Origin of the sequence: Streptomyces sp. NPDC020845, from assembly GCF_044334165.1 — a bacterium.
In the GTDB taxonomy this organism is placed as follows: domain Bacteria; phylum Actinomycetota; class Actinomycetes; order Streptomycetales; family Streptomycetaceae; genus Streptomyces.
In genome coordinates, this window is record NZ_JBIRSJ010000013.1 from 76282 (window position 1) to 99927 (window position 23646).

Below are 23646 nucleotides of genomic sequence, written 5' to 3' on the forward strand. Positions count from 1 at the left end.
GGGTCACACCACCCCGCCCAGCCGGTGCAGCACCGCGTCGAGCAGCCCGTCCGCCGGCAGGTCCACGCCGCTCGCGCGCAGGAACACCGCGTTCAGCAGCTGGTCGGTGGCCAGTTGGCGGGCGGAACGGCGGCTGAGGAACGCCTCAAGCAGGCGGTCGACGTCGTCCAGCGCGTCCTCGCCCAGATGCGCGGTGACGATCTCCCGCAGCCTGGCCTCGTCGGGGGTGGGCAGCTCCAGGCGTACGCAGCGGCGCAGGAAGGCGGGCGGGAAGTCCCGTTCGCCGTTGCTGGTGATCACCACGATGGGGAACTCCTGGCAGCGCAACCGCCCCCGCCGTACCGTGGCCCGCTCCTCCGCGCGCTCGGTGAGCACGTCGACCACCGACTGCTCCTCGGGCAGCCGGGCCAGCTCCGGGATCTCGAACTCGCCCTCCTCGAAGACCGTCAGCAGGTCGTTCGGCAGATCCACGTCGCCCTTGTCGAGCTCGTCCACCAGCAGCACACGGGGCCGCTCGCCGGGCACCAGCGCCGTGCCGAGCGGCCCGAGCCGTACGAAGCTGCCCAGGGGCGGCTCGGCGTCCCCGCGGTCGCGGCTGAGCGCGGTCTCGCGCAGCCGGCCGATCGCGTCGTAGCGGTAGAGCGCGTCCTGCACGGTGGAGCGGCTGTTGACCGGCCAGTGCAGCACCTCGCCCAGGTCGAGCTCATGCGTGATGGCGCGCGCCAGCGAGGACTTGCCCGTCCCCGGGTGGCCGGTGACCAGCAACGGGCGGCGCAGATGCAGCGCGGCGTTCACCACGTCGGCGTGTTCCGGCGAGATGAGATACGGCCGGGCGGGGGCGGGGCCGTCCGCCGTGTCACCGTCCGGGCCGCCGTCGGGCGCGACCGTGCCGAAGGTGCGCCAGGGCGGGGCGGGCGGCATCTCGTCGACCGGGCGCCGTTGGCCGTCTCCGTGGAACAGCCGCCAGCCGTCGTACGTGGTCACCATACGAATTCCTCATCCTCCGGGTCGTCAAAGTCGGTCGGGTCCGCCAGCTCCAGCACGGGCAGCGGCCGGCCGGCGTTCGGCAGCGGCGGGCCGGTGTTCGGTGGTGGCGGCGCGTCAGCGTCCGGCGGCGTCGCGTTGGTGTTCGGCAACCGCGGTTGGCCCAGCGAATTAATGCCCTGTACGACGGTCAACAGGTGCTCGGACTCGTCGCGCATCCTGCTGGAAGCCACCGCCGAACTGGCTTCGTTCACAGTCAGCCCTGTGGGCAGCCGATCGAAGTCTTCCCCCAGCACCGGCCGCCCCGCCCCCTCCGGCGGCAGCAGATCGGGGTCCGCCCAGGCCAGCACCGGGCGGCCGGGGCAGGTCAAGGGCCGCTGCAGCGCCATGGTCCGGTAGATCCGTACCTGCTCGGGCAGATGCCCGCGCGGATCGGTGAGATGGTCGAGGACAGGGGACCCGGGCTTGTCGCCGCGGTCCCACAGCACCACGGGCACACCGGCGGCCAGACACGTCTGCACGGCGGCGGAACGGCGCTGCCGCGACGCCACGATGTGCGCCCGCCCGGCGAACCGCCGCTCCATCAGCAGCCCGTACAGGGCTCGCGTGCTTTCGGCCGCCTCGTCATCGATGTGCAGCGGCTCCTCGCTGTCCAGCCGCCGCCACCGCTCCCGCCAGTCGGACAGGATCCCTTCGCCGCCCCGCTCGCGCAGCTCGGGGCAGTTGACCACCACCGGGTACTCCGCGCCGAGCACCCGCGGCAGCGGCTGGTCCGGGTCCTCCCAGTCGTCGAGGGGGAGCTCCAGCGAGTCGCGGTCCACGATCAGCTCGACGACGGGAAGCAGCCCGTCCCCCCGGCGCAGCGAACCGACGACCGCCAGGATCTCCCGGGCCACTTCGCCGGACGCACGCGGCCGCTGGTCCTGTTCCGAGACCGGCTGCGGGCCGGATCCGTCGTCGCACCACAGCCGCATGCGGTAGCGCTCGGGGCCGTCGTCGCGAGCGCCGTCGTCGCGAGCGGGCAGCGCGCGCAGTTCGACCAGTACGCGCGGCGGGGTGTGCTGCCACTTCTTCGCCCAGTCCGCGGCGTCCGCCTGCCGGTCCCGCAGGGCCGTCCCGTGCACGCCGAGCCGATCGGCGACCCGGGCGCACCAATGTCGCAGTGCCGCCAGCTGGTCCACCCCGGTGCTCGGTTCATTGGCCCGGAAGCAGGGCGCCGCCACGTACTCGACGGCGCGCAGCAGCCGAGGCACGGCCATGCCGCCGCGCGGGGCGGGCGGGCTGTCGCCGTGCAGGGTCTCCAGATGCTCGACGAGCGCGGCGGTGCTCCCGCCACCGTTCAGCAGGGTGGCGGGCACGGCGGCCAGCGGCAGCGCCGCCCGTACGGCGGCGGGGATGCGGGCCGCCGCGGGGGCGGGCAGCGCGTCCAGCAGCGCGACCAGCCGCTTGAACTCCTGGGGCGAGAGCAGCCGGGACAGGTTGTGCGAGCGCGCCACGGCCAGCAGTTCGTCCGCCAGGTCCCGCGCGGTGAAGCGAACGGCCTCCACCAGGGCGGGCAGCGCCCGCTCCTGGGTGAGCAGCAGCCGGGCGAGCTCCTCGGCCGACGGCGCCCCGTCGGCGTGGTGGCCGAGGCCGCACTGGCGGGCGACGGCCTGCCCGCAGCGCGCCCAGCCACCGACCGTCGGCAGCGGCCTGTCCAGCAGGGTGACCAGCTCCCAGTAGGCGGGGTGGTCGCGTACGCCGTCCTCGGGAGCGGCGGTGAGATGGGCAAGACCCTTGTCGTCCAGCTCCCGCCGGACGCGCTGCCAGGGGATGCCCCAGGCGCGGCGCACGGGACCCCCATGAATAGCCAGCTTCGCGGTGACGAGCCCGACGACGACGCTCTCGTCGTTCGTCCACAGGGGGCCGCCGCTGTAGGACTGCTCGATGTCCAGGGAGCGGTCGCCGCCGTCGAAGTAGCCGAACCTGCCGTCGCAGTTGGTCACCTCGGCGTCGGCGAAGACCCCTGGCTCCCCGCTGCCGTGCCAGGCGCGGACCCGCTGCTCCTTGGCCATGGGGTGCCAGGGCGGCGGCTGGAACGCGGGCGGCAGCGCGCCTGCCACGCGGAGCACCGCGAGATCGCCGTTCCATTCGTAGCCCCCGAGTCCGCCGTCGTCCAACCGCGGCGGGATCCAGGCCGTCAGCTCGGCCTCGCGCTCGACGGTGATCTCCCGGGCGATGATCCGCACCCGTACCGCGACCGGGCCCGGGTGGGCAGGGGCCAGCAAGTCGGGTCTGCCCAGGGCGCTGTTGACGACGTGCGCGCAGGTCAGCAGGTGCTGTCCGGGCAGCAGTACGGCGGAGCCGGCGGGCTCGCCGTCGGCCCCGGCCAGGACGGATACCGCGGGCCGTGAGGCGGGCCCGTGGGTGTGGAACCACCCCATGGCTCAGGCGGCGGGGCCGGAACCGGAACCGGCGCCGGAACCCGGGCCGGAACCGGAACCGCCGTCCGGGCCGCCCGCCCCCGTGCCCATTTCCTCCGACAACTGCCAGGTGGCCGAAACGGTCAGGCTGGCCTGCCCGTTGGCGCCCACGATGCCCAGCTTGAGGTCCTGTCCCACCTGCACACCGAACTGCACATTGATCTCATGCGGCGGGTTCGGCGCGGCGCGCACCGCGTCATGCACCTCCTGCAGCAGCGGGCCCAGCGGCCGCAGCACCGTCCGCAGCGCGTCGGTGGCCAGCGCCGCCGCGGCCCGCGAACCGCGCCCCACCGGGGTCACCCCGCCCACCCCGCCGATCCCACCCGGTCTGCCGGGCCGTGGTCCCCCCGCCTCGCCGCCGGGTCCGCCGCTGGGGGCCGTGCCCACGGGGGCCAGCTCCAGGCGTACGGAGGTGTCGTCGGCAAGCACTATTTCGGCGTAGTCCGTCACACCTTCCATGATGCCGATCACAGCGCCTCTGGACTGCCCTTTCGCGCCAATATGCCGTGGCCCGGCGGGGTGAGTGGACACCCGCGACACCCGCGGACCCACCTCCGCCCCCCCCAGACGTCGATGTCGGATTCTCGCGAGCCAGGGGCCTTCCGATGGCCGATGCTTGAGCCATGCATACCGACACCGACCGCTGCCTGCGCGCCGCCCAGGCCAAGGACGCGCGGTTCGACGGCTGGTTCTTCGTGGCCGTCGTCACCACCGGCATCTACTGCCGCCCGAGCTGCCCGGTCGTCGGCCCCAAGCCCGAGAACATGCGCTTCCACCCGAGCGCGGCGGCCGCCCAGCAGGCCGGGTTCCGGGCCTGTAAGCGCTGTCGCCCCGACGCCAGCCCCGGCTCGCCGCAGTGGAACGAGCGCGCCGACCTGGTCGCCCGCGCCATGCGGCTGATCGCCGACGGGGTGGTCGACCGCGACGGGGTGCCCGGTCTCGCCGCCCGCCTCGGGTACAGCACGCGCCAGATCGAGCGGCAGCTGCGCGCCGAGCTCGGCGCGGGTCCGCTCGCCCTGGCCCGGGCGCAGCGCGCGCAGACCGCGCGGCTGCTCATCGAGACCACCGGGCTGCCGATGGCGGAGATCGCCTTCGCGGCCGGCTTCGCCAGCATCCGGGCGTTCAATGACACCGTCCGCGAGGTGTTCGCGCTGTCGCCCACCGAGCTGCGGCAGCGGGCCAAGCGCGGCGGGCGCTCCGCCGCGCCGGGCGCGCTGACCCTGAGGCTGCCGTTCCGGGCGCCGCTGTGCCCGGACAACCTTTTCGGCCACCTGGCCGCCACCGCCGTGCCCGGGGTGGAGGAGTGGCGCGACGGCGCGTACCGCCGCACGCTGCGGCTGCCGTACGGACACGGGGTCGTGACACTGCGCCCGGAGCCGGACCACATCGGCTGTCAGCTGTCCCTCACCGATATGCGCGACCTGGCCGGGGCGATCAGCAGATGCCGGCGGCTGCTGGACCTGGACGCCGACCCCGTCGCGGTCGACGAGCTGCTGCGCACCGACCCCGACCTGGCGCCGCTGGTCGACAAGGCGCCGGGGCGGCGGGTGCCGCGTGCGGTGGACGCCGACGAGTTCGCGGTGCGCGCGGTGCTCGGGCAGCAGGTGTCCACGGCGGCGGCCCGTACGCACGCGGCCCGGCTGGTGGCCGCACACGGTGAGCGGGTCGAGGACCCGTCGGGCGGGCTGACCCATCTCTTCCCGACCGCGCGCGCCCTGGCGGGCCTCGACCCCGAGGCGCTGGCCATGCCGCGCACCCGCCGCGCCACGCTCCTCGGCCTGATCGACGCGCTCGCCTCGGACCGCCTCGCACTCGGCGTCGGCAGCGACTGGGACGAGGCGCGGGCGCGCCTGGCCGAGCTGCCCGGGATCGGGCCGTGGACCGTCGAGGTCATCGCGATGCGCGCGCTGGGCGACCCGGACGCGTTTCTCCCGACCGACCTCGGGGTGCGGCACGCCGCCGCCGAACTGGGGCTGCCCGCCACCCCGGGGGCGCTGACCCGGTACGCGACCCGCTGGCGGCCCTGGCGCGCGTACGCCGTCCAGTACCTGTGGGCCACCGGCGATCACCCGATCAACTACCTGCCCGCATCGTAGGAAACCCGCACCGTAAGAAACCGCACCGTAAGAAACCCGCACCGTAAGAAACCCGGAATCGAGAAAACCCAGCATGTCCCGCACCCACACCGTCATCGACAGCCCGTACGGGCAGCTCACCCTCGTCGCCGACGAAACCGCCGACGAAACCGCCCTGGCCGGGCTCTATATGACCGACCAGCGCCACCGCCCGGCCGAGGAGACCTTCGGCGCCCACGGCGACCCCGACGAGCCCCCGTTCGCCGAGACCATCCGCCAGCTGCGCCGCTACTTCGCGGGCGAGCTGACCGAGTTCGACCTGCCGCTGCGGCTGTCCGGCACCCCGTTCCAGCGCCGCGTCTGGTCCGAGCTGCAGCGCATCCCGTACGGCGAGACCGTCTCGTACGGACAGCTCGCCGACCGCCTCGGCCAGCCGACCGCCTCCCGCGCCGTGGGCCTGGCCAACGGCAAGAACCCGGTGGGCATCATCGTCCCCTGCCACCGCGTGGTCGGCTCCACCGGCAGCCTCACCGGCTACGGCGGCGGGCTCGACCGCAAGCGGCAGCTGCTGGAGTTCGAGGCGCGGGGGCGGCAGCCGGGTCTCCAACTTTTTTGACGGAGCCTTTTTGACGGACCCGGCATAGCGGAGCGCCCCCGCACACGTCCAAGGAGGTGACAGACGACCGCGAGACGAAGACGACCGATCACGGGGAACCATGAATGACGAGGAAGAGCGCCGCTTCCGCGAGTTCGTCGCGGCGCGCTCGCCCGCGCTGATGCGCACGGCGACCCTCCTGACCGGCGGCGACACCCACGCCGCCGAGGACCTGCTGCAGACGGCGCTGGCGAAGGCGGCGGGGCGCTGGGGCAGGCTGGAGAACCCCGAGGCGTATCTGCGGCAGGTGCTCTACCGGCAGCAGGTGAGCCTGTGGCGGCTGCTGCGCACGCGCCGCGAGACCACGGTGGCCGAACTCCCCGACGCCGCCGGGCGCGAGGACGCCACGGGCGCGGCCGAGCTGAGAATCCAGCTGCGCCGGGCCCTCGCCGGGCTGACGGCGCGTCAGCGCTCCATGCTGGTGCTGCGTTACTTCGAGGACTGCCCCGAAGGGGAGGTGGCCGAACTGCTCGGCTGCTCGGTGGGCACGGTTCGCAGTACGACACACCGGGCGCTGGCCAAACTGCGCAAGCTCGTACCGGAGTTGGCTCCCGGCGCCGTCTCCCGTGGCCCCGAATTCGGTAACTCACCTGCGGAGGTGTGGAAGTGAACGCTGACCAGCTGTTGCGGGACACCCTCCGCGAATGGGCCGAGGAGACACCGGCCCCGGCTCGGCCCGACCTGGCCGGCCGGGCCCTGCTGCGCCGCCGCCGGCGCCGGGCCACCGCGGTGACGGTGGCGGCCGCCGCCTTCGCGCTGCTGGTGGGCGGGGTGGCGGTGCCGGTGCTGGCGGAGAGCGGGCAGGCGGGCCGCTCGGGGCCGGGGCAACGGATGCCCAACGACGTGTCCGCGCACCCGGAGGAGTCGCCGCCGCGCCATCTGATCGCCGCCGGGGGTGTCGCGGTGTCCGCGTATCAGGCGGACCGGAAGACCCGGAAACAGGACGGGGTCGAACGGACGACGTACACCTGGTATCTGTACGACCCCGGGACGCAAGCGTACGAGAAGACGCGTTGGGGCTGGCTGGATGTCGCCCCCGGGATGCGGCGAGCGGCCGTGCTGGAGAAGACACTGCCCGCGTCCCGGGTCGGGATCCTCGATCTGGCCACCGGGGAGGTGACGAAGTGGATCCCGCTGAAGCACAAGGCGGGCGGGGTGCAGTGGTCGCCGGACGGAAAGCGGCTGGTGGTCACCACGTACAGCGGCTACCCGGACAGCGAGGCCTTGTCCGGCTCCGGCGACGAGCACACGGCCCCCGTGAGGACCGGCTACTACCTGGTCGATGTCGCCTCGAGTCAGACGCGGTATCACCCGATGGGCGTCGACACCAGCAAGGCGCTCATCTCGTCCGGCCGTCTTGACGTGCGGTGGAATCGGGACGGCAAGCTGCTGCTGGTCCCGTTGCCGCCGGGCGGTGCCATGGAGACCTGGTACGACCTGGAAGGGCGGCCGAGCAACAAGACGCCCTCGTACGAGGGCCCGGACGCGCCCCCCGCGGGTCTGTCGCCGGACGGCCGCTACTACACGGTGGGCGACGGCTGGACGGCGACCGTGAAGGAGACGCGGACCCACCGGACAGTCGGTGCGGAGTACGGGGGCATGACACTCGCCTGGGCCGACAACGGCCGCCTGGTGCGCTGGGACTGCCGGCCGGATCACAACTGCCAGCGCGGCATGGGCGAGCGGCTGGTGCTGACCGACCCCACCGGGCGTATCGAGATCCCGCTCAGCGGCTACCGCTACAGCGACACCCCCCAGGACTGGGAGCCGCTGATCACCCGCCGCTGACCGGGCGCCTCCGTATCACCCCTCCGCCGCGATGCGCTCCAGCAGCGCGGGCAGGGCCGTGCCGATGGGCTCGCGGATCAACTCGTCCGCGAGCTCGTCGTACGGCGTGGGCTCGGCGTTGACGATGATCAGCCGGGCGCCCGACTCCGAGGCCATCCCGGTGAGCGAGGCCGCGGGCTGGACCTGGAGGCTGGTGCCGACCGCGATGAAGATCTCGCACGCCTTCGCCACCGCGACCGCGCCCGTCAGCACCTCCGGATCGAGGCTTTCCCCGAACATCACGGTGGCCGACTTCAGGATCCCGCCGCAGGCCAGGCACGCCGGGTCCGGATCGCCGCCCGCCACCCGCTCCAGGGCCTCCGCCATCTCGGAGCGCGCCTTGCAACGTGTGCACTGCACGGCCCGCGCCGTGCCGTGCAGCTCCAGGACCTTGCGCGCGGGGAGCCCGGCGAGCTGATGCAGCCCATCCACGTTCTGCGTGATCACTCGGACCGGTGTGCCCGACTGCTCCAGCCGCGCCACGGCTTCGTGCGCCCGGTTCGGCTTGGCGCGCAGCGCCTGGCTGTCCCGCCGCATCTGCCAGGAGCGGCGGCGGATGTCCGGGTCGGACATGTAGTACTCGTACGTCACCAGCTTCTCGGCTTCTGGATCGCGCCGCCACAGTCCTTGTGGGCCGCGGTAGTCGGGGATCCCGGAGTCCGTGGAGATGCCCGCCCCGCTCAGGATCGCCACGAGCGGTCGGCGCGTCGCTTCGGTGCTCATGGGGCGAGCGTACGCACCGGGTACGGACGGCGGCGAGCGCGTTTATTCGGAGCGGTAAAGTCCGCCTTCGAACATGATCGGCGCGGCGGAGGCGGAGAGTTCGAGATGACGCGGTCTGTGTGGCTGAGCGATACGAGCGTGCGGCGAAAGGGCGATCCACCGCCCCAGGACGGGCGCGTCACCTTGGAGATACGCACTTCCGACGGCCCCCACCCCGAGGGCGGGGAGGCGATACGGACCGTGGCCTTCCCCGAGCGGCGGCTTCCGCCCGGCGGCGGCCACAACGAGTACCGCGCCGCCCGCAAACAGGGCGTCCGCGCCTTCACCCTCTGGGCCGACCCGCACCGTACGCAGGTGTTCGCCCAGGTCGTGACCAAGTCGGCGGCCAAGGGCGGCCCCGCCACCTACGAGGTGCTGGGCGCTGCCGGCGAGCCCCTGGCCCTCATCACCCGCGAACCGGCCATGAAGGGTGGCAGGATCCGCACCCGCTGGACCGTCCAGCCGGCCGGGGCACAGCCCGTCATCGGGCTCAAGGGGCGCCCCTTCTGGTGGGGCGTGTGGTGGCTGATCTCCCCGATCCAGGTGGTCATCATGGTCGGCAGCCTGATCGCGGCCAGCGGCGACGTCGCGCGTATGCCGCGCCGTACGAAGTGGCGCGCGGGGGACCGGGTCGTCCTCGACTACCACAGCGGGGTGGGGGACAGCTTCGTGCTCGACGCGGTGGCGGACGGATGGGACGAGCGCGTGACCGCGTCGCTCCTCGCACTGCTCGACAGCCACGACAGCTGGCTGGGCGACGCGTGGGACGCGGTGGACCGGTGATCGCTGCCGGCGCGCCGGCCAGTGTCTGAGTCATCAGGTCGTCGATCTGCGGATAAACCACCTGGCACAACCTCCCAACCCTCCCCTAACCTCTGCTGCACACACGCGAGTGGGGAGTAGGCGTGGCGTTACTCATGGTGGCCGCGACCGTCTATGGAGTGGTGCAGCTCGTGGCGCTGGCGTCGCCGACGCGGTCGGTGCGTGTCTCCACCGCACTGCTGGCGATTCCGCTCGGCGTGTACGGCTGTGGTGTCGTGGCAGCGCTGCTGGAGCTCGCGTACACGCGGATCGAGGCGGACATGACCGGCGAATCGCTGGCGACGGTCGTGGACACCGCGAGTTACACGATCGATCCGGTCATCGAGGAACTCATCAAGCTCACTCCGCTACTGCTGGCCGCATGCAACGTCAGGATTGCCCGGCAGTGGGGCCTCAGCGACTACGTGGTTCTCGGGGCGGGGCTGGGGGCGGGCTTTGGATTGCTGGAGGCGATGGCGCGGTTCGGGCTGGACGCGGACCGAGCGATCTCGCATCCGGCCGGTGGCTGGGCCATCCCGGACAGTCTCCAAGCCCCTTACATACCGGGCCCGGAACAAGTCTTGTCCGCGTGGTTCCCCGCCCCGCAAGGCACGCTCGAGCTTGGCGATTTCACCCCAGAGGCGAGCACCAGCCCGCATCTCGTCTACACCGCTCTGGCCGCGCTCGGCATCGGAGTGCTCGTGCGCGGTCGCGGTTGGTTCCGCTTCCTCTGCCTGCCCCTGGTAGCGGCCCCAACCGCACACCACATGCTCAGCAACTACGCTGCTCAACACTCCACCGATCGCGATGCGACCTCGCTCCTCGACGCCCTCGACGGGATGCTGTGGGCCGTACCGCTCGTGTCCCTGGCGGTCGCGGCGGCCATCGATCTACGCAGGATACGCCGGAGTAAGCGCGCGGTATCCGGCGTTCTGCTCCATGCGGAACAGGCCGGGCATTCCGGTTTTGGGGCGCTGGCGGGGTTCGCCGTGTGGCGGGTGCCCTGGACCGCCCTGATCGCGCTGCGCTTCGCCCGCATGCGCCGCGCCCTGCTGTACGCGGCCGCCCGCCCTCCGCACCCGGGCGCCGGTTCCCTGTACCATGCCGTCGTCCGGACTACCAGGCAGATTGATGCCTCCAACCACGAACACGCATGGCGGTACGTCACTCTGCGCACCGTGCGCCAGGCGGCCGGATCAGTACGGGACTGGCGCCGCCTGTGGTTCATGCTCATCTCCCTGGCTCTCGCACTCCCCTCGCTGATCCTCCTGGGCTTGGGCTCCTTCCCGGCCGCGGCGGACCTCCAGGAACGCTTCGCCTCGGACAACGGTCTGTCCATCCTGATGGCCTTCGGTATGGCCGGACTGCTCTGGCTCGGCTTCCAGTTCTTCATGCTGCAGCGCACCTGGCGGGCGACCCGCACGATCGCCCTTGGCGAGACCCTGACCGCCGTCCGCTTCAGGACCTGGATAGCGGCAGGTGGACTGGTGGCGGGTGTACTCCTGCTGCTGCGCCTTCGGGAAGGCATGGAACCAGACCAACCCGTGATCCGTAATCTCCACCTCCTGGAAGCCCTCAACAACCTTCTGGCCTATCTCGGCTTCGCCCTCATTCTGCTGTCCTTCCTGGCCCTCTTCCCGTCCGGCGGGGGCCTCGTCCTGGTGGGCGTGGGGACCGGCGAGGTGGTCGTCAACGCGGCAGCCTTAGGCACCCTCGGTGTTGTCCTGATGGCCGCTTCGTCCGGTGCCGGACAGCCGGGAGAAGGGGTGAGCCGCGGCTCCGGGGAGGAACAGCAGGGGACGGGAGAGCAGGGACCAGACTTCAAGGACGCGGCGTTCGATGACCGAAAGCTGACCGAGTACGCGCTCAACCCGGAACATCCGGTCGGCAAGAACAAGGCACGCGTCATCAAGTCCAGGACCGGACTGGGTCAAGAGGACACCGCTGAGGTCAAGCACCAGATCATGGACCAAGTGCAGCGTGGCGGAGCTCACCCCGGGAAGGGCGACCAATACGGGCAGCGATGGATCCGGGACGTCGAGCTGTCCGGACCAAATGGGACCATGACGGTCCGGACCGCATGGATTGTCGACGCCGAGACGGGTGCGACCCGGTTTGTCACACTCAGTTTCCCCTGATCAGAGGCAGCAGATGACGAGATTGTTCGACGTCGTTCAACTGGTGGTCGATATCCCTGAGGAAGGTCTGCGTTCAGGCATGACCGGCACCGTGGTCGACCTGTACGAAAACCCTCCGGCCTACGAGGTCGAGTTCAGCGACACCGAGGGGCGTACGCTCGCTCTCCTTGCCCTGCGACCTGAGCAGATCCGCCCCGCGTCGCAGCACTGAAGCCCCGTGTACGGGTTCGCAGGTTCGCGGGATGACGGAGATCAACGAGGTCGCCCAACTCGTCGCGGCTTGCCGGACGGAGCTCGATGAGGAGGAGAAACACTCGGCCAAACGGCTTGATGCGGGTCCGTGCCGAGCGCGAGGAACTCGTGGTGGCGATGCGCGTCGGTTCTGCGGGAACGGCGAGGCCGTAACCGTCGGCGTGCCCGAACAGGTCGACGAGGGCGAGCGCCACCAGGGACGCGCGCCCCCGGCGAGGGAGGGCGGCATCAGCGTGCGGGCCGGGGTCATCCCCAACCGCCGGTCGGGTCCAGCTCCTCGCCGTCGTCTTCGTCGTCCTCGTCGAAGGGATTGGCGAAGATCGACGACAGCGTTTCTTCGACCGGGTTGCCGACCTCGTCCTCAGTGAGGAGGATCCGGCGGAGCATGTTCAGCGGGTACAGGTAGCTTTCCGGGTCATCGGGGGCGCCGACGCAGGGGTGATCGAGCGCGGCGACCTTCCTGGCCGTGTTGAAGAACGGCTCCAGCTCCCCGGTAACGATGTCGGGGATGTACTTCCACACCATCTGTTGGTGGCGGCAGAACACCTCTCCCACGTACCAGATCGCGCCCTGGATGAAGGGCGTCATGCGCTGGTCGGTGACCTCCTCCATGGTGTTCGCGGTTTCCCGGACCAGATCGTCCAGGATCCCCAAGGAGGCCGGGGTGAAGTCCAGCGCGCCCGCGAAGGAGGTCTGTTCGGCCCACCTTTCGTGGGCGTCCTGGCGCTCTCCCATCCACCTGAGCAGGTCGGGGTGCCGGGTCGGGTCGTACGTCTCGTCAGGTTCAGTCATGCCGTCGACGGTAGTAGACACCACTGACGCCACCATGGCGCTGCCGCCAAGTCGACACCCGACACGCCCAAAAACCCTGTGGACGCCAGGGGTTGGGTTGGCAGCCTCTAGTGTGTTGGCCGGCGGTCGGCAAAAACGGACACGGGGGCCCCAACCAGCCGCCCGCCCATACCCCCCACCTAAGTCCCATGGCCCCCACGACCAGGGACACGCATGAAAACACACATACCCATCCGTACCCGGCTCCGGCGACGCCTGGCTTCCTGCCTCGCGGTCGCCTCGGCGGCCGGGATGATGCTCATCGGCCTCCCCGCCACCGCGAACGCAGCGCCCGGCGACTACGCCAAGGTCACGTCCGGCGGACGGTGCGACAAAATGCACCTCGGCAAGACGTTCCCCCGCACCCCGAACAACTCCGGAGCCCCCACCGGCCAGCACCATTGGACCAAGGCCGGTCCGGACGAGGAGTACTACTTCAACCTTGAGTTCAAGGGCTTCGAGAACGTTCCCGCACCCACGGCGGCCGACCTGGACAAGGTCGGCAACACGGACGCGGACGTCAAGAAGTGGGATGCGGCCTACCGGGCGTCGAAGAACCCCGAGGACATGAAGCGCGCGATCTGGGCCCGTTACGCACGCTACGCCGAGGGCAAGCCGTCCCCGAAGACGTTCGCAAAGTGGGTGCCACAGAACCTGATCGGCGCCCAGCACTCCCGGGAGAAGGGCGGCGTCTTCGAGCGGAAGACCGTCCAGAACTTCAACCTCGTCGGCCCGGACTGGCTGTGCGAAGTGACGGTCGAGATCTTCGACAAGGACGGCAACAAGATCGCCTCCCGGCGTTACGACGCCTACAACCAGCGCACCGGCGATCTGGGCGAGTTCAAGGCCGACGGCAAGCGGAAGCCCGGCCAGTTCAGGAACGACAAGATCATCCTTCGCCACAAGGACGCGAAGCACGACTTCACGAAGTCGAAGTTCACCATGTTCGCCGGGGAGAAGCCCAACGGGGCCACCACCAAGGAGTACAAGGCGGAGAACGCCAAGCTCCGCGCCGAACGAGGGTCGGGCAACAACCCGATCCGGATCGCGGAGCGGCGGGCGACGGCGAAGGGCCTGTGGCCGCAGACGAAGTACACCAAGTCCTACCCGGTGTTCAATCCGCGGCCGAACACCGGCACCCAGGGCCCGATCAACTCCATCGCCTACGACTCCGGGAAGAACCCGGCGCAGGCGCGGCAGATCCAGAACCAGTACAACCAGATGAACACCCGCGGTGTCCTCGGCCGCGGCCCCGGCGGCGTCGACTTCTCCACCTTGGAGCTCCAGTACGTCGGCAGCCCCGTCAAGGGCAAAGGGCTGGACTACAGCATGAAGGCCGACTTCATGCCCGACGAGGACAACAATCCCGGCTGGGGTGGGCAAGCGAAACTTCAGCTGGCCTCGGACGCCCTGTTCACGTGGCTGGCCCTCACCCCCGACAGGCAGTGGGTGAACCTGAATCCGGATCAGCCGGACAAGATCATGGATAAGGCGTTCGGGGAGACCGACGCCGGACGCGTCCTCCTCGTGGCCGACATGGAGATGAAGCGGGACTTCTCCCGCGCCATGGACCCCAAGAAGTCCCCCGGCAAAGAGTTCATGAACGCCGCCCCCAAGGTTGACGGGGTGCCGTGCTGGGGATCCGGCCGCAACTGGATCGTTCCCGGCCGGGCGAAGGTCCGCGAGCAGGACGGCGGCATCTACATCCTCGACGCCCCGCTCAAGGTCAACCACGCGGCGATGGACTTCGACACCCCCGTGCAGGGCGAGGACTGCTCGAAGAAGCTCACCAAGGCGGAGAAGGAGCGCAGCCACCGGCTGATCACCCGCTACCTCGTTCCGCACGTCGAGAAGCAGATCAACACCGAGAAGAAGTACGCCGACCTGCGCCGCGTCTACAAGTCCCGGGTAGCCGCCGAGTGGATCCGGCAGCAGGACGCCAAGAAGGCCACCGACTTCCGGCCCATCATCAACAGCAACAATCTCAAGCGGTGGCCGCTGCGGGGTGAGAACGCCGACTGGGACAAGCGCACCGTATGGAAGGAGATGGTGAAGTCCTTCACCGAGGGCGACTTCACGTACGAATGGCCCCTCGGCGACGGACGCGTCTACACCTTCTTCGTCGGCGGCGTCGACTTCTCCAAGGCCCCCAAGCGCAACATCACCCCCGCGGAATTCCAGCTCCAACACCGGCGCCTTCCCCAGACCACGAAGGACAGCGTGCGGGCGCAGACCTCCGCGCGGGATGCCGATGTGACGTTCCTCGGTGGGAACGGGGCCGCGAAGACCGACGACGGCAAGCCCGACCCCACCCCCACGCCGACCTCCACGGACACGGGGAAGCCGACGCCGACCGACGCCCCGTCGACTCCGGCGCCGGATCCCACCACCCCGGGCCCCGGTGACACCGGCAAGCCCACCCAGCCCCCGGCGAAGGACCCTGACGGCGACCTCGCCGACACCGGATCGGATACCCCGGTCGGCCTGATCAGCGCCATCGCCGCCGCCGCCGTCGCGGCAGGCGGAGCGCTGACGTGGTGGATGCGCCGCCGTAAGGCGGACACCACCAGCTGAGATCAACCCGTAGCTACAGCTACCCGAGGAGGCCCGCTCCCTGCTGCTTGCGCTGGGGAGGGGGCCTCTCACCTGCTCAGGGCCGCCGCGGCCCCGTCAGTTGTCCTCTCCGGTGGTGACGTAGTCCCGAATTTCCCGCCGCGGCCGGCGGACGGTCGAACCGGGAACACGCGGGCCCTGCACGCCATGTAGGCGTGGAGGGCGGCAGCGGCCTCGGCGTTGCGTAGATGGCGGGGCTTCACTGAAGTGACACGCGACGGTCGCCGTCATGCGGCGTACGGGTCGACGATGGTGTGCCGGCCCTGGGCGGTGGCCAGCACGTTCTGTGGGAACCGGGGGCCTGCGACGTAATGCCGGCCCTTCGTCTGCCCGACGGCGGTCAGCAACTCGGCCTTCGTCAGGCTGAGTGTTGAGCCTTTCGGCCTTCTCATGGCGAGAACGCCGTACCCGACCCACCATGGCGACTTCGTGCAGGGCGGTCACCTGCCGTTCCGTGACCCCGTACTCGTCGGCCGCCTCCATGAGCTGTGTCCAGCAGTCGTTGGACCGGTCGACGCGGCGTTGCACCCGCTGGGCCTGCTGGTGGTAGGCGAGGAGGTGGGCGAGGGCCCCGCCGCGGGCGATCAGGAGAGTCTGCAGCGACCGTGACATCCGGCCGTTGCCGCCGGACCACGGGTGGATCTTCACGAGGTTCAAGTGCGCCATCGCGGCGCGGATGAGGAAGTGCTGAGCGAGGTCGCCCTCGTTGAGCCAGTCGACCAGTTCGCTCATCAGACCAGGGACCAGTTCCTGGTCCGGGCCCTCGTAGTCCGTGGCGAATTCATCGCCGGGAGCGGTGATGCGGATGGCGGATGTGCGCCACTGGCCCGCGATCTTCCGCGGGCGATGGTGGCCCTGGAGCATCCAGTGGAGGCTGTTCAGCAGCTGCTTGCTGTACTGAAAGTCGGTGACGTCGTGAAGGGACTTGGAGGCGGAGGCGGTCGACCTGTGCTACTTCGCCAACCAGGCCGTGCCGGGCCTGTTCCAGACGGAGCCGTACGCGCGCGCCGTCTTCGTCAGCCGTCAGCCGCTCTTCGATGACGAGACGGTAGAGACGAGAGTCGCCGCGCGGCTGGCCCGACCGGAGATCTTGACGCGGTGGCCGGTGCCCACCGTGAGCGCCGTCATCCAGGAATCTGTCCTGCGCCACCCCTTTGTGGTGGCTGGGCCGTGCAGCGTGGTCAGTTGGAACACTTGCTCGACGTTGCGAGGATGCGTAACGTCGAAGTGCAGATCACGCCGATGGCCAGTGAAGAGCACGCAGGAATGGGCGGCTCCTTCACGCTCCTCACCCCGCCGGGCATACCGCCCCCAGGTCGGCTATCTGGAAGTGCAGCACATCAGCCAGTCCGCGTCCTCGCGGCGAAATATGGCAGCATCCGCTCGCAGGCACTCAGACCACGTGAGTCCCTGCTCCTGATCGAGAAGATGCTGGGGGATAGAGCAGCTACAGCGGTGACGAGGGCGGCGAGTGTGTCGAGGTCGCCGTGACCGACCACATAGTCCGGGGCCGCGACTCCAAGGAGGTGTCGCGGCCCCACCTCGCCGTCGGACGCGCCGACTGGTCGCGGTTCGTGCGGTACGTCGCGCGCGGCTGACCTGGCCCGGTTCAGCCCGCGAGCGGCCGGGCGGTGGGCCGCTGGGCCCGCGCCATCGCCAGCCGGTGCGTACGTGCCGCCAGGTCGCTGATGCGGGCCCCGTCGAAGCCGAACACCGCGCTGCGCACCCGGTCCCGCAGCGGGTCGGTCCACTGCGGCGGGATCGCCGCCGCGCCGCACAGGACGCCCGCCACCGATCCGGCCGTGGCGCCGTTGGAGTCGGTGTCCAGGCCGCCGCGTACGGTGAGGGCGATGGTCGAGGTGAAGTCGCCCTCCCCGTAGAGCAGCCCGGCCGTGATGACGGCCGCGTTGGGCACGGCGTGGATCCAGTGCAGCCCGCTGGTCTCCCGCTCCAGCTGGTCCAGCGTGTCCGACCGGCTCACCCCTGCCTCGTACAGGGCGGCGGCCTTGCGGACCGTACGGGCCAGGCGGCAGCGCGGCGGGATCCTGTCCAGCGCCGCCTCGATCGCGTCGCGCGGGCCGTCGGCCGTGAACGCGGCGGCGATCAGGGCGGCGGCCCACATCGCCCCGTACACGCCGTTGCCGGTGTGCGACAGCACGGCGTCGCGCCGGGCCATCGCGGCGGCGGTGCGCGGGTCGCCGGGGTTGACCCAGCCGTGGATGTCGGCGCGGATGAGGGCGCCGATCCACTCCTGGTAGGGGTTGTCGAGGGTGGCGGTGAGCGGTGGCTTCACCCCGGCGGTGAGGTTGCGGTAGGCGACGCGTTCGGCGGTGAAGGTCTGGAGATACGGCAGGCGCAGCAGCCACAGGTCGCCGACCTGCTCGGTGGTGAAGTCGAAGCCGTGGGTCTCCAGGAGCTGCAGCCCCAGCAGGGTGTAGTCGATGTCGTCGTCGCGGCAGCTGCCGTGGATCCGGCCGCGGACGCACTCCTGCCACTCCGGCCGCAGCTCGAACTCCACGGGGTCCGGCGGCGGCTCCAGCGCGGGGAAGTAGTCGGTCAGGGGCAGGGCGTCCGCGCGGCGCAGATAGCGGTCGATCCGCTCCCGGGTCCAGTGGTCGCCGCGCTCCACGGGCTTGCCGAGCATGTTCCCGGCGATGCGGCCGAGCCAGCCGCCGAGGATCCGATCCGCGAGTGTGCTCCCGCCTAGGGCCATGTGTCAGGTCTACCCGAGCCGATGCGAATACGCAGGCCGGACCGCCCGATATAGGGTCCGGCTGAGGGGTGGCGGGTCGTCGGCCGGGGGGACGGAGAGCGAGGGGTTGCGACGGTGGCGGATGCTGCGGAGACAGAGGCGCACGCGGGGACACAGGACCGGTCCGGGATACGGCCGGGGGCGCCGAGGCGGGTGTTGATCGCCGCGGACAAGTTCAAGGGCTCGCTGACAGCCGTGGAGGTCGCCGCGCATGTGACGGCCGGGCTGCGGCGCGGGGCGCCGGGCGGGGCCGGAGCGGTGAGCGTCGAGGCGCTGCCCGTCGCCGACGGCGGCGACGGGACGGTGGACGCGGCGGTCGCGGCCGGGTTCGAGCGGCGTACGGCACGGGTGACGGGGCCGCTGGGCGAGCCGGTGACCGCGGCGTACGCGCTGCGCGGCGAGGTGGCGGTGGTCGAGATGGCCGAGGCGTCCGGGCTGCGCCACCTGCCGCAGGGGGTCTTCGCGCCGCTGACCGCGACCACGTACGGCAGTGGCGAGCTGCTGCGCGCGGCGCTGGACGCGGGCGCCCGCACCATCGTCTTCGGGGTCGGCGGCAGCGCGACGACCGACGGCGGCGCGGGGATGCTGGCCGCGCTGGGCGCCCGGCTGCTGGACGCGGCGGGCGAGCCGGTTGGGCCAGGGGGCGGCCCACTGCGGGGGCTGGCCACGGCGGATCTGAGTGGCCTGGACCCGCGCCTGGCGGACACCGAGATCGTCCTGGCCAGCGATGTGGACAACCCGCTGACCGGGCCGAAGGGCGCCGCGGCGGTGTACGGCCCGCAGAAGGGCGCGACCGAGGCCGATGTCGCGGCCCTGGACGCCGCGCTCGCCCACTACGCGGAGGTGCTGGGGCTTTTCGTCGGGCCACGGGCCGCGGAGTGCGCACAGGCGCCCGGCGCGGGCGCGGCGGGCGGCATCGGCTACGGCGCGCTCGTCGGCCTCGGCGCGGCCTTCCGCCCCGGCATCGACGTGATGCTCGACGTCCTCGGCTTCGGGCCCGCGCTGGCCCGCGCCGACCTCGTGATCACCGGCGAGGGCTCCCTGGACGAGCAGACCCTGCACGGCAAGGCCCCGGCGGGCGTGGCGGCCGCGGCCCAAGCGCGCGGCGTCGAGGTGGTCGCGGTCTGCGGCCGTCTCGCACTGCCCCCGGAGGCCCTGGCCGACGCGGGCATCAGCCGCGCCTACCCCCTGACCGCCCTGGAACCGGACCCCGCCCGCTGCATCGCCGAGGCCGGCCCCCTCCTGGAACGCGCGGCGGAACAGCTCGCGGCGGACTTCCTCACCTGAGCCGGTTCTGCCCTGAGCCTGACGGGTACGGGTGCGTACCCGTACCCTGGGTGGATGAGTGGAAGGAGCCTCACCATGGCCGACGCCAACATCCGCATCCCCAGCGAGGCACGCGACCGGCTCGCCGAGATAGCGGCGGCCGAGGGGCTGTCCCTGCGGGCGTACCTCGCCCGGCTCGCCGACACCCTGTTGACTCCGGCCGAGCGTGCCGAGCGTGCCGAGCAGGCCCGCGCCGCCCTGCGGGCCTGGAACGGCTACGACCCCAGCCCGGCCGATGAGGCGGGTCTCGACGCGGAGCTGGACCGGCGCCTGGCCGAGGCGGCCGCCCGGTGAGTGACAGCCTGCACATCGTGCTCGACGACGCGGCCATGGTCGCTGCCGGGCAGGGCGACATCCTGGCGTCCCGTCTCATCCACCGGGCGCACGCCGAGGCGGGCTGGTTCCTCTACGCTCCCGCTTGCGCGCTGGTGGAGGCCGACCGGGCCCGCCCCGGCACCGCGGAGCACATCGCCGCTCTGCCCGGCATCACCGTCCTGGACCTCGATCTGCCAGCCGCCCTGGCGGTGGCACGGGACACCTCCGCGTGGGCCGTGGCGCACACGCGGTACGCGGCTCAGCCGACGCCCGAGCGCCCTGACGGCGCAGTGGTGGCGACCGCCGCCGCGGATACGTGGAAGGGGCAGGCGGTACGCGTCCTCGACTTGGGGCCGTGAACCAGGCAAGGCAAAGACACGGAAACGGGGTGGGCCCGAGCGCATCGCTCGGGCCCACCCCATTTCCGTATGCCTGATCCCGCGCTACGGCAGCTGCGCCGTCCTCGCCTCGCGGCGGTTGTCGCGGAAGGCGTTGACCCGGCGGGCCATGGCGAAGAGGGGGATCACCGCGCCGAGGACCAGCTGCAGGGCGCAGGCGGTCTGGAGCAGCAGTTCGCCGCCGGGGGCCTCGAAGGCCCAGGCCGCCAGGAGGGCCATGCTGGTGACGATCCAGCTCAGCATGGCGACCGCGAGCCGGCCGCGGGGCTTGGGGTACTCCACGCGGCTCACCATCAGCCAGGCGACGCCGACGATGGCCAGCAGCGTGGGGACGAACGGCAGGCCCAGCAGCACGACCGACACCACCGTGAGCGCGCCGAAGGGGCTCGGCATGCCCTGGAAGACGCCGTGGGGCATGGTCACGCAGGAGAATCTCGCAAGCCGTAGCACCACCGCCAGCAGCACCACGATCGCGGCGACCGCCGAGACCCGCTGGTAGGCGTCGTCGGCGACCATGCCCCAGACCACCACGAAGTACGCGGGGGCGAGCCCGAAGCTGATCAGGTCGGAGAGGTTGTCCAGCTCCGCGCCCATCGCCGAGCTGCGCAGCTTGCGCGCGACGAGCCCGTCGAACAGGTCGAAGACGGAGGCGAGCAGCATCAGCATGACCGCGGAGGCGGCGCTGTGCCGGGTCATGCCGCCGTCCTCGCTGCCCGTCAGGTGCGGGATGAGGACGCCGGTGGTGGTGAAGTACACCGCCAGGAAGCCACAGGTCGCGTTTCCGAGGGTGAGCGTGTCCGCTATCGACAGGCGCGTCGACAGCGGCATGTCGTCCGTCTCGTCGATTTCATCGGCCCCGTCCACCTCGGCCCCGGGGGCCCAGGCGGCGGCCTGTGTTTCGGGATCAGTGACGGTCAAGGCGAGTCACCCCCGCTGTGGTGGTCTGGCCGACCTCGACCGCGACGTCGATGCCCTTGGGGAGGTAGATGTCGACGCGCGAACCGAAGCGGATCAGGCCGATCCGCTCGCCCTGCTCCACCTTGGTGCCCTGGGGCACATACGGCACGATGCGCCGGGCGACGGCGCCGGCGATCTGCACCATCTCGATGTCGCCGAGCTCGGTGTCGAAGTGCCAGACAACCCGCTCGTTGTTCTCGCTCTCCTTGTTGAACGCGGGCACGAAGCCGCCGGGGATGTGCTCGACGGACGTCACGGTGCCGGCCAGCGGGGCGCGGTTGACGTGGACGTTCAGCGGGCTCATGAAGATGGCGACGCGGGTGCGCCCGTCCTTCCACGGCATGATGCTCTGCACCACGCCGTCGGCCGGGGAGATGACCCGGCCCTCAGCGATCTCTCGCTCAGGGTCGCGGAAGAACCACAGCATGCCCGCCGCGAGAGCGGTGGCGGGCACGGCGACCGCCGCCCAGCGTCCGGAGCGGCGGGCGCGAGTGAGGCTGACCGCCGCCGTGGCGACGGTCGGGAGGAGCCACGGCGACGCTCCGCGCGCGAGGCGGACGCGGCCGCGAGGTGCAGAGGATTGGCTGTGGGGCATGGATGACCTTCGTAGCGGAGGGTGCCGCAACATAACACTTGGGGACGGCGGCTTTCCGGGATCGTATCGGTTGCGAGCGGTAACTGGGCAAGCGCCGGGGCCTGTCGGTGGCTGAAGTCTCCCCGGCATGGTGTGATCTTCTTCTCGCGGTCACCACCGCAATACCATGCCAAAAAGGTAAATTCAGCCGTTGATACGGTACTCCTCCAGCAGTCGTCGTCCGATAATCATTTTCTGGATCTCGGCGGTTCCTTCGCCGATGAGAAGCATCGGGGCTTCGCGGTACAGGCGCTCGATCTCGTACTCCTTGGAGAAACCGTAGCCGCCATGGATGCGGAAGGCGTCCTCCACGACCTCCTTGCAGTACTCGGAGGCCAGGTACTTGGCCATCCCCGCCTCCAGGTCATTGCGCCTGCCCGAGTCCTTCTTACGGGCCGCGTTGACCATCATCGCATGGGCCGCCTCGACCTTTGTGGCCATTTCGGCCAGTTTGAACTGGATGGCCTGATGTTGCGCGATGGGTTTGCCGAAGGTGTGCCGCTGCTGTGCATATGCAACGCCGAGCTCGAAGGCGCGGCGCGCCACACCGCAGCCACGGGCGGCCACATTGACCCGCCCGACCTCCACTCCGTCCATCATTTGGTAAAAACCGCGGCCGGTCGTGCCGCCGAGGACGCGATCCGCCGGAATGCGCAGTCCGTCCAGGATGAGCTCGGTGGTGTCGACGCCCTTGTAGCCCATCTTCTCGATCTTGCCGGGGATGGTCAGCCCGGGGCGGACCTCGCCGAAGCCCGGCTCCTTCTCCACCAGGAAGGTGGTCATGGACTTGTGCGGAGGGACGTCGCCGTCCGCCGCGCCCGGCTCGTCCGTACGGCACAGCACCGCCACCACCGTGGAGGTGCCGCCGTTGGTCAGCCACATCTTCTGGCCGGTGAGCAGATAGTCGTCGCCGTCCCGGACGCCCTTGGTGGTGATCGCGGACACATCCGAGCCCAGGCCCGGCTCCGACATCGAGAAGGCGCCGCGGATCTCGCCCAGCGCCATCTTGGGCAGGAAGTACTCCTTCTGCTCCTGGGTGCCGTGCTGCTTAAGCATGTACGCGACGATGAAGTGGGTGTTGATGATGCCGGACACGCTCATCCAGCCGCGGGCGATCTCCTCCACGCACAGCGCGTAGGTCAGCAGCGACTCGCCGAGCCCCCCGTACTCCTCGGGGATCATCAGCCCGAAGACGCCGAGCTCCTTCAGACCCTCGACGATCTGGGCCGGGTACTCGTCGCGGTGCTCCAGCTCGGTGGCGACCGGCAGGATCTCTTTGTCGACGAAGTCCCTGACGGTCGCCAGGATCTCCTGCTGGACGTCCGTCAGGCCGTCGGTCTGCGCGAGGCGGCTCATCTCAGTCCTCTCCCAGCTTGGGCCGGGCGGGCTGCTCGCCGCCCCGCTCCTTGATGTACGTCGCCGTCGGCACCATCACCTTGCGCCGGAAGACGCAGACGAGCGTGCCGTCCTGCTTGTAGCCCTTGGTCTCCACATGGACCACGCCCCGGTCGGGCTTGGACTTCGACGGGGTCTTGCCGAGCACCGTCGTCTCGCCGTAGATCGTGTCGCCGTGGAAGGTGGGCGCGACATGGCGCAGCGACTCGACCTCCAGATTGGCGATGGCCTTGCCGGAGACGTCCGGTACGGACATGCCGAGCAGCAGCGAGTAGATGTAGTTCCCGACCACCACGTTCTTGCCGAAGTCGGTCGTCTTCTCGGCGTAGTTGGCGTCCAGGTGGAGCGGGTGGTGGTTCATGGTGAGCAGACAGAAGAGGTGGTCGTCGTACTCGGTGACCGTCTTCCCCGGCCAGTGCCGGTAGACATCGCCCACCGAGAACTCCTCATAGGTCCGGCCGAACTGCAT

At 70.7% G+C, this 23646-nt stretch carries 25 protein-coding genes and 2 pseudogenes; 15 read left to right on the top strand and 12 right to left on the bottom strand.

The window, feature by feature from the left end:
- Positions 1-3 precede the first annotated feature (3 nt).
- The 3 genes from ACH4U7_RS32800 to ACH4U7_RS32810 are packed head-to-tail and all read right to left on the bottom strand — an operon-like array spanning position 4 to position 3905.
- Positions 4-987: an AAA family ATPase gene (locus ACH4U7_RS32800; protein ID WP_398531407.1), complete on the bottom strand. Its 984-nt coding sequence runs from the start codon at positions 985-987 to the stop codon at positions 4-6.
- Complete coding sequence (locus ACH4U7_RS32805; protein WP_398531408.1) at positions 981-3407, bottom strand: trypsin-like peptidase domain-containing protein; 2427 nt, start codon at positions 3405-3407, stop codon at positions 981-983. The genes ACH4U7_RS32800 and ACH4U7_RS32805 overlap by 7 nt, the downstream gene beginning before the upstream one ends.
- A gap of 3 nt (positions 3408-3410) precedes the next feature.
- A complete protein-coding gene (locus ACH4U7_RS32810) occupies positions 3411-3905 on the bottom strand; it encodes a CU044_2847 family protein (RefSeq protein WP_398531409.1) in 495 nt (164 codons plus the stop codon).
- A 164-nt stretch (positions 3906-4069) separates the two neighbouring features.
- Here ACH4U7_RS32810 and ACH4U7_RS32815 point away from each other — a divergent pair, with 164 nt between their 5' ends.
- The 4 genes from ACH4U7_RS32815 (at position 4070) to ACH4U7_RS32830 (ending at position 7964) form a co-directional block, all read left to right on the top strand.
- On the top strand, positions 4070-5542 hold the full coding sequence (locus tag ACH4U7_RS32815) for an AlkA N-terminal domain-containing protein (protein ID WP_398531410.1): 1473 nt from the start codon (positions 4070-4072) through the stop codon (positions 5540-5542).
- 73 nt (positions 5543-5615) lie between these two features.
- A complete protein-coding gene (locus ACH4U7_RS32820) occupies positions 5616-6137 on the top strand; it encodes a methylated-DNA--[protein]-cysteine S-methyltransferase (protein ID WP_398531411.1) in 522 nt (173 codons plus the stop codon).
- A 100-nt stretch (positions 6138-6237) separates the two neighbouring features.
- Entirely contained in the window at positions 6238-6786 is a 549-nt protein-coding gene (locus ACH4U7_RS32825; protein ID WP_398531412.1) for a SigE family RNA polymerase sigma factor, read from the top strand.
- Positions 6783-7964: a hypothetical protein gene (locus ACH4U7_RS32830; protein ID WP_398531413.1), complete on the top strand. Its 1182-nt coding sequence runs from the start codon at positions 6783-6785 to the stop codon at positions 7962-7964. The genes ACH4U7_RS32825 and ACH4U7_RS32830 overlap by 4 nt, the downstream gene beginning before the upstream one ends.
- Before the next feature lie 15 nt (positions 7965-7979).
- Here the strand turns inward: ACH4U7_RS32830 and ACH4U7_RS32835 are convergent, their stop codons facing one another.
- Positions 7980-8726: an SIR2 family NAD-dependent protein deacylase gene (locus ACH4U7_RS32835; RefSeq protein ID WP_398531414.1), complete on the bottom strand. Its 747-nt coding sequence runs from the start codon at positions 8724-8726 to the stop codon at positions 7980-7982.
- 105 nt (positions 8727-8831) lie between these two features.
- Here ACH4U7_RS32835 and ACH4U7_RS32840 point away from each other — a divergent pair, with 105 nt between their 5' ends.
- From ACH4U7_RS32840 to ACH4U7_RS32850, 3 genes are all read left to right on the top strand, one after another.
- Complete coding sequence (locus ACH4U7_RS32840; protein ID WP_398531415.1) at positions 8832-9548, top strand: hypothetical protein; 717 nt, start codon at positions 8832-8834, stop codon at positions 9546-9548.
- Positions 9549-9670: 122 nt separating this feature from the next.
- The gene (locus ACH4U7_RS32845; protein ID WP_398531416.1) at positions 9671-11704 is read left to right on the top strand and encodes a DUF6883 domain-containing protein; all 2034 of its coding nucleotides are present in this window, start codon (positions 9671-9673) and stop codon (positions 11702-11704) included.
- A gap of 13 nt (positions 11705-11717) precedes the next feature.
- Positions 11718-11915, top strand: coding sequence for a DUF4926 domain-containing protein (locus ACH4U7_RS32850; RefSeq protein WP_398531417.1), 198 nt, complete (start codon positions 11718-11720; stop codon positions 11913-11915).
- A 287-nt stretch (positions 11916-12202) separates the two neighbouring features.
- Here ACH4U7_RS32850 and ACH4U7_RS32855 read toward each other — a convergent pair whose 3' ends face one another.
- Complete coding sequence (locus tag ACH4U7_RS32855; protein ID WP_398531418.1) at positions 12203-12748, bottom strand: hypothetical protein; 546 nt, start codon at positions 12746-12748, stop codon at positions 12203-12205.
- Between the two features lie 213 nt (positions 12749-12961).
- On the opposite strand from ACH4U7_RS32855, the gene ACH4U7_RS32860 reads away from it, so the two are divergent.
- Positions 12962-15361, top strand: a complete 2400-nt coding sequence (locus ACH4U7_RS32860; RefSeq protein ID WP_398531419.1) for a hypothetical protein — start codon at positions 12962-12964, stop codon at positions 15359-15361.
- 266 nt (positions 15362-15627) lie between these two features.
- Here ACH4U7_RS32860 and ACH4U7_RS32865 read toward each other — a convergent pair whose 3' ends face one another.
- Entirely contained in the window at positions 15628-15792 is a 165-nt protein-coding gene (locus ACH4U7_RS32865) for a hypothetical protein (protein ID WP_398531647.1), read from the bottom strand.
- Between ACH4U7_RS32865 and ACH4U7_RS32870 the strand changes: the two genes are divergently transcribed.
- Positions 15791-16009: a hypothetical protein gene (locus tag ACH4U7_RS32870; protein WP_398531648.1), complete on the top strand. Its 219-nt coding sequence runs from the start codon at positions 15791-15793 to the stop codon at positions 16007-16009. The genes ACH4U7_RS32865 and ACH4U7_RS32870 overlap by 2 nt on opposite strands.
- Before the next feature lie 39 nt (positions 16010-16048).
- Here the strand turns inward: ACH4U7_RS32870 and ACH4U7_RS32875 are convergent.
- A pseudogene (locus ACH4U7_RS32875) lies at positions 16049-16264 on the bottom strand (Fic family protein); the annotation flags it as partial.
- Positions 16265-16370: 106 nt separating this feature from the next.
- Here ACH4U7_RS32875 and ACH4U7_RS32880 point away from each other — a divergent pair.
- From ACH4U7_RS32880 to ACH4U7_RS32890, 3 genes and pseudogenes are all read left to right on the top strand, one after another.
- Positions 16371-16496: pseudogene (locus ACH4U7_RS32880) on the top strand (Scr1 family TA system antitoxin-like transcriptional regulator); the annotation flags it as partial.
- A 116-nt stretch (positions 16497-16612) separates the two neighbouring features.
- Positions 16613-16891 (top strand): Scr1 family TA system antitoxin-like transcriptional regulator, encoded by a 279-nt coding sequence (locus tag ACH4U7_RS32885; protein WP_398531420.1) that lies wholly within the window; start codon positions 16613-16615, stop codon positions 16889-16891.
- Positions 16888-16998: a DUF397 domain-containing protein gene (locus tag ACH4U7_RS32890; protein ID WP_398531421.1), complete on the top strand. Its 111-nt coding sequence runs from the start codon at positions 16888-16890 to the stop codon at positions 16996-16998. Before ACH4U7_RS32885 ends, ACH4U7_RS32890 begins: the two co-directional genes overlap by 4 nt.
- A gap of 11 nt (positions 16999-17009) precedes the next feature.
- On the opposite strand, the gene ACH4U7_RS32895 is transcribed toward ACH4U7_RS32890, so the two are convergent.
- Positions 17010-18113 carry an ADP-ribosylglycohydrolase family protein gene (locus tag ACH4U7_RS32895; protein WP_398531422.1) on the bottom strand — a complete coding sequence of 368 codons (1104 nt, stop codon included), beginning with the start codon at positions 18111-18113 and terminating at the stop codon, positions 17010-17012.
- A gap of 192 nt (positions 18114-18305) precedes the next feature.
- Between ACH4U7_RS32895 and ACH4U7_RS32900 the strand changes: the two genes are divergently transcribed.
- The 3 genes from ACH4U7_RS32900 to ACH4U7_RS32910 all read left to right on the top strand — a co-directional run bounded on the left by ACH4U7_RS32900 (position 18306) and on the right by ACH4U7_RS32910 (position 20152).
- Complete coding sequence (locus ACH4U7_RS32900) at positions 18306-19439, top strand: glycerate kinase (protein WP_398531634.1); 1134 nt, start codon at positions 18306-18308, stop codon at positions 19437-19439.
- A gap of 75 nt (positions 19440-19514) precedes the next feature.
- Positions 19515-19772 (top strand): hypothetical protein, encoded by a 258-nt coding sequence (locus ACH4U7_RS32905; protein WP_065965744.1) that lies wholly within the window; start codon positions 19515-19517, stop codon positions 19770-19772.
- Complete coding sequence (locus ACH4U7_RS32910) at positions 19769-20152, top strand: hypothetical protein (protein ID WP_398531423.1); 384 nt, start codon at positions 19769-19771, stop codon at positions 20150-20152. The genes ACH4U7_RS32905 and ACH4U7_RS32910 overlap by 4 nt, the downstream gene beginning before the upstream one ends.
- An 84-nt stretch (positions 20153-20236) precedes the next feature.
- Here the strand turns inward: ACH4U7_RS32910 and pssA are convergent, their stop codons facing one another.
- The 4 genes from pssA to ACH4U7_RS32930 form a co-directional block, all read right to left on the bottom strand.
- Entirely contained in the window at positions 20237-21109 is an 873-nt protein-coding gene (gene pssA, locus ACH4U7_RS32915; RefSeq protein WP_398531424.1) for a CDP-diacylglycerol--serine O-phosphatidyltransferase, read from the bottom strand.
- A complete protein-coding gene (locus ACH4U7_RS32920; protein WP_385618730.1) occupies positions 21096-21743 on the bottom strand; it encodes a phosphatidylserine decarboxylase in 648 nt (215 codons plus the stop codon). The genes pssA and ACH4U7_RS32920 overlap by 14 nt, the downstream gene beginning before the upstream one ends.
- A gap of 183 nt (positions 21744-21926) precedes the next feature.
- Entirely contained in the window at positions 21927-23138 is a 1212-nt protein-coding gene (locus tag ACH4U7_RS32925; protein WP_398531425.1) for an acyl-CoA dehydrogenase family protein, read from the bottom strand.
- 1 nt (position 23139) lies between these two features.
- Complete coding sequence (locus tag ACH4U7_RS32930) at positions 23140-23646, bottom strand: MaoC family dehydratase (RefSeq protein WP_398531635.1); 507 nt, start codon at positions 23644-23646, stop codon at positions 23140-23142.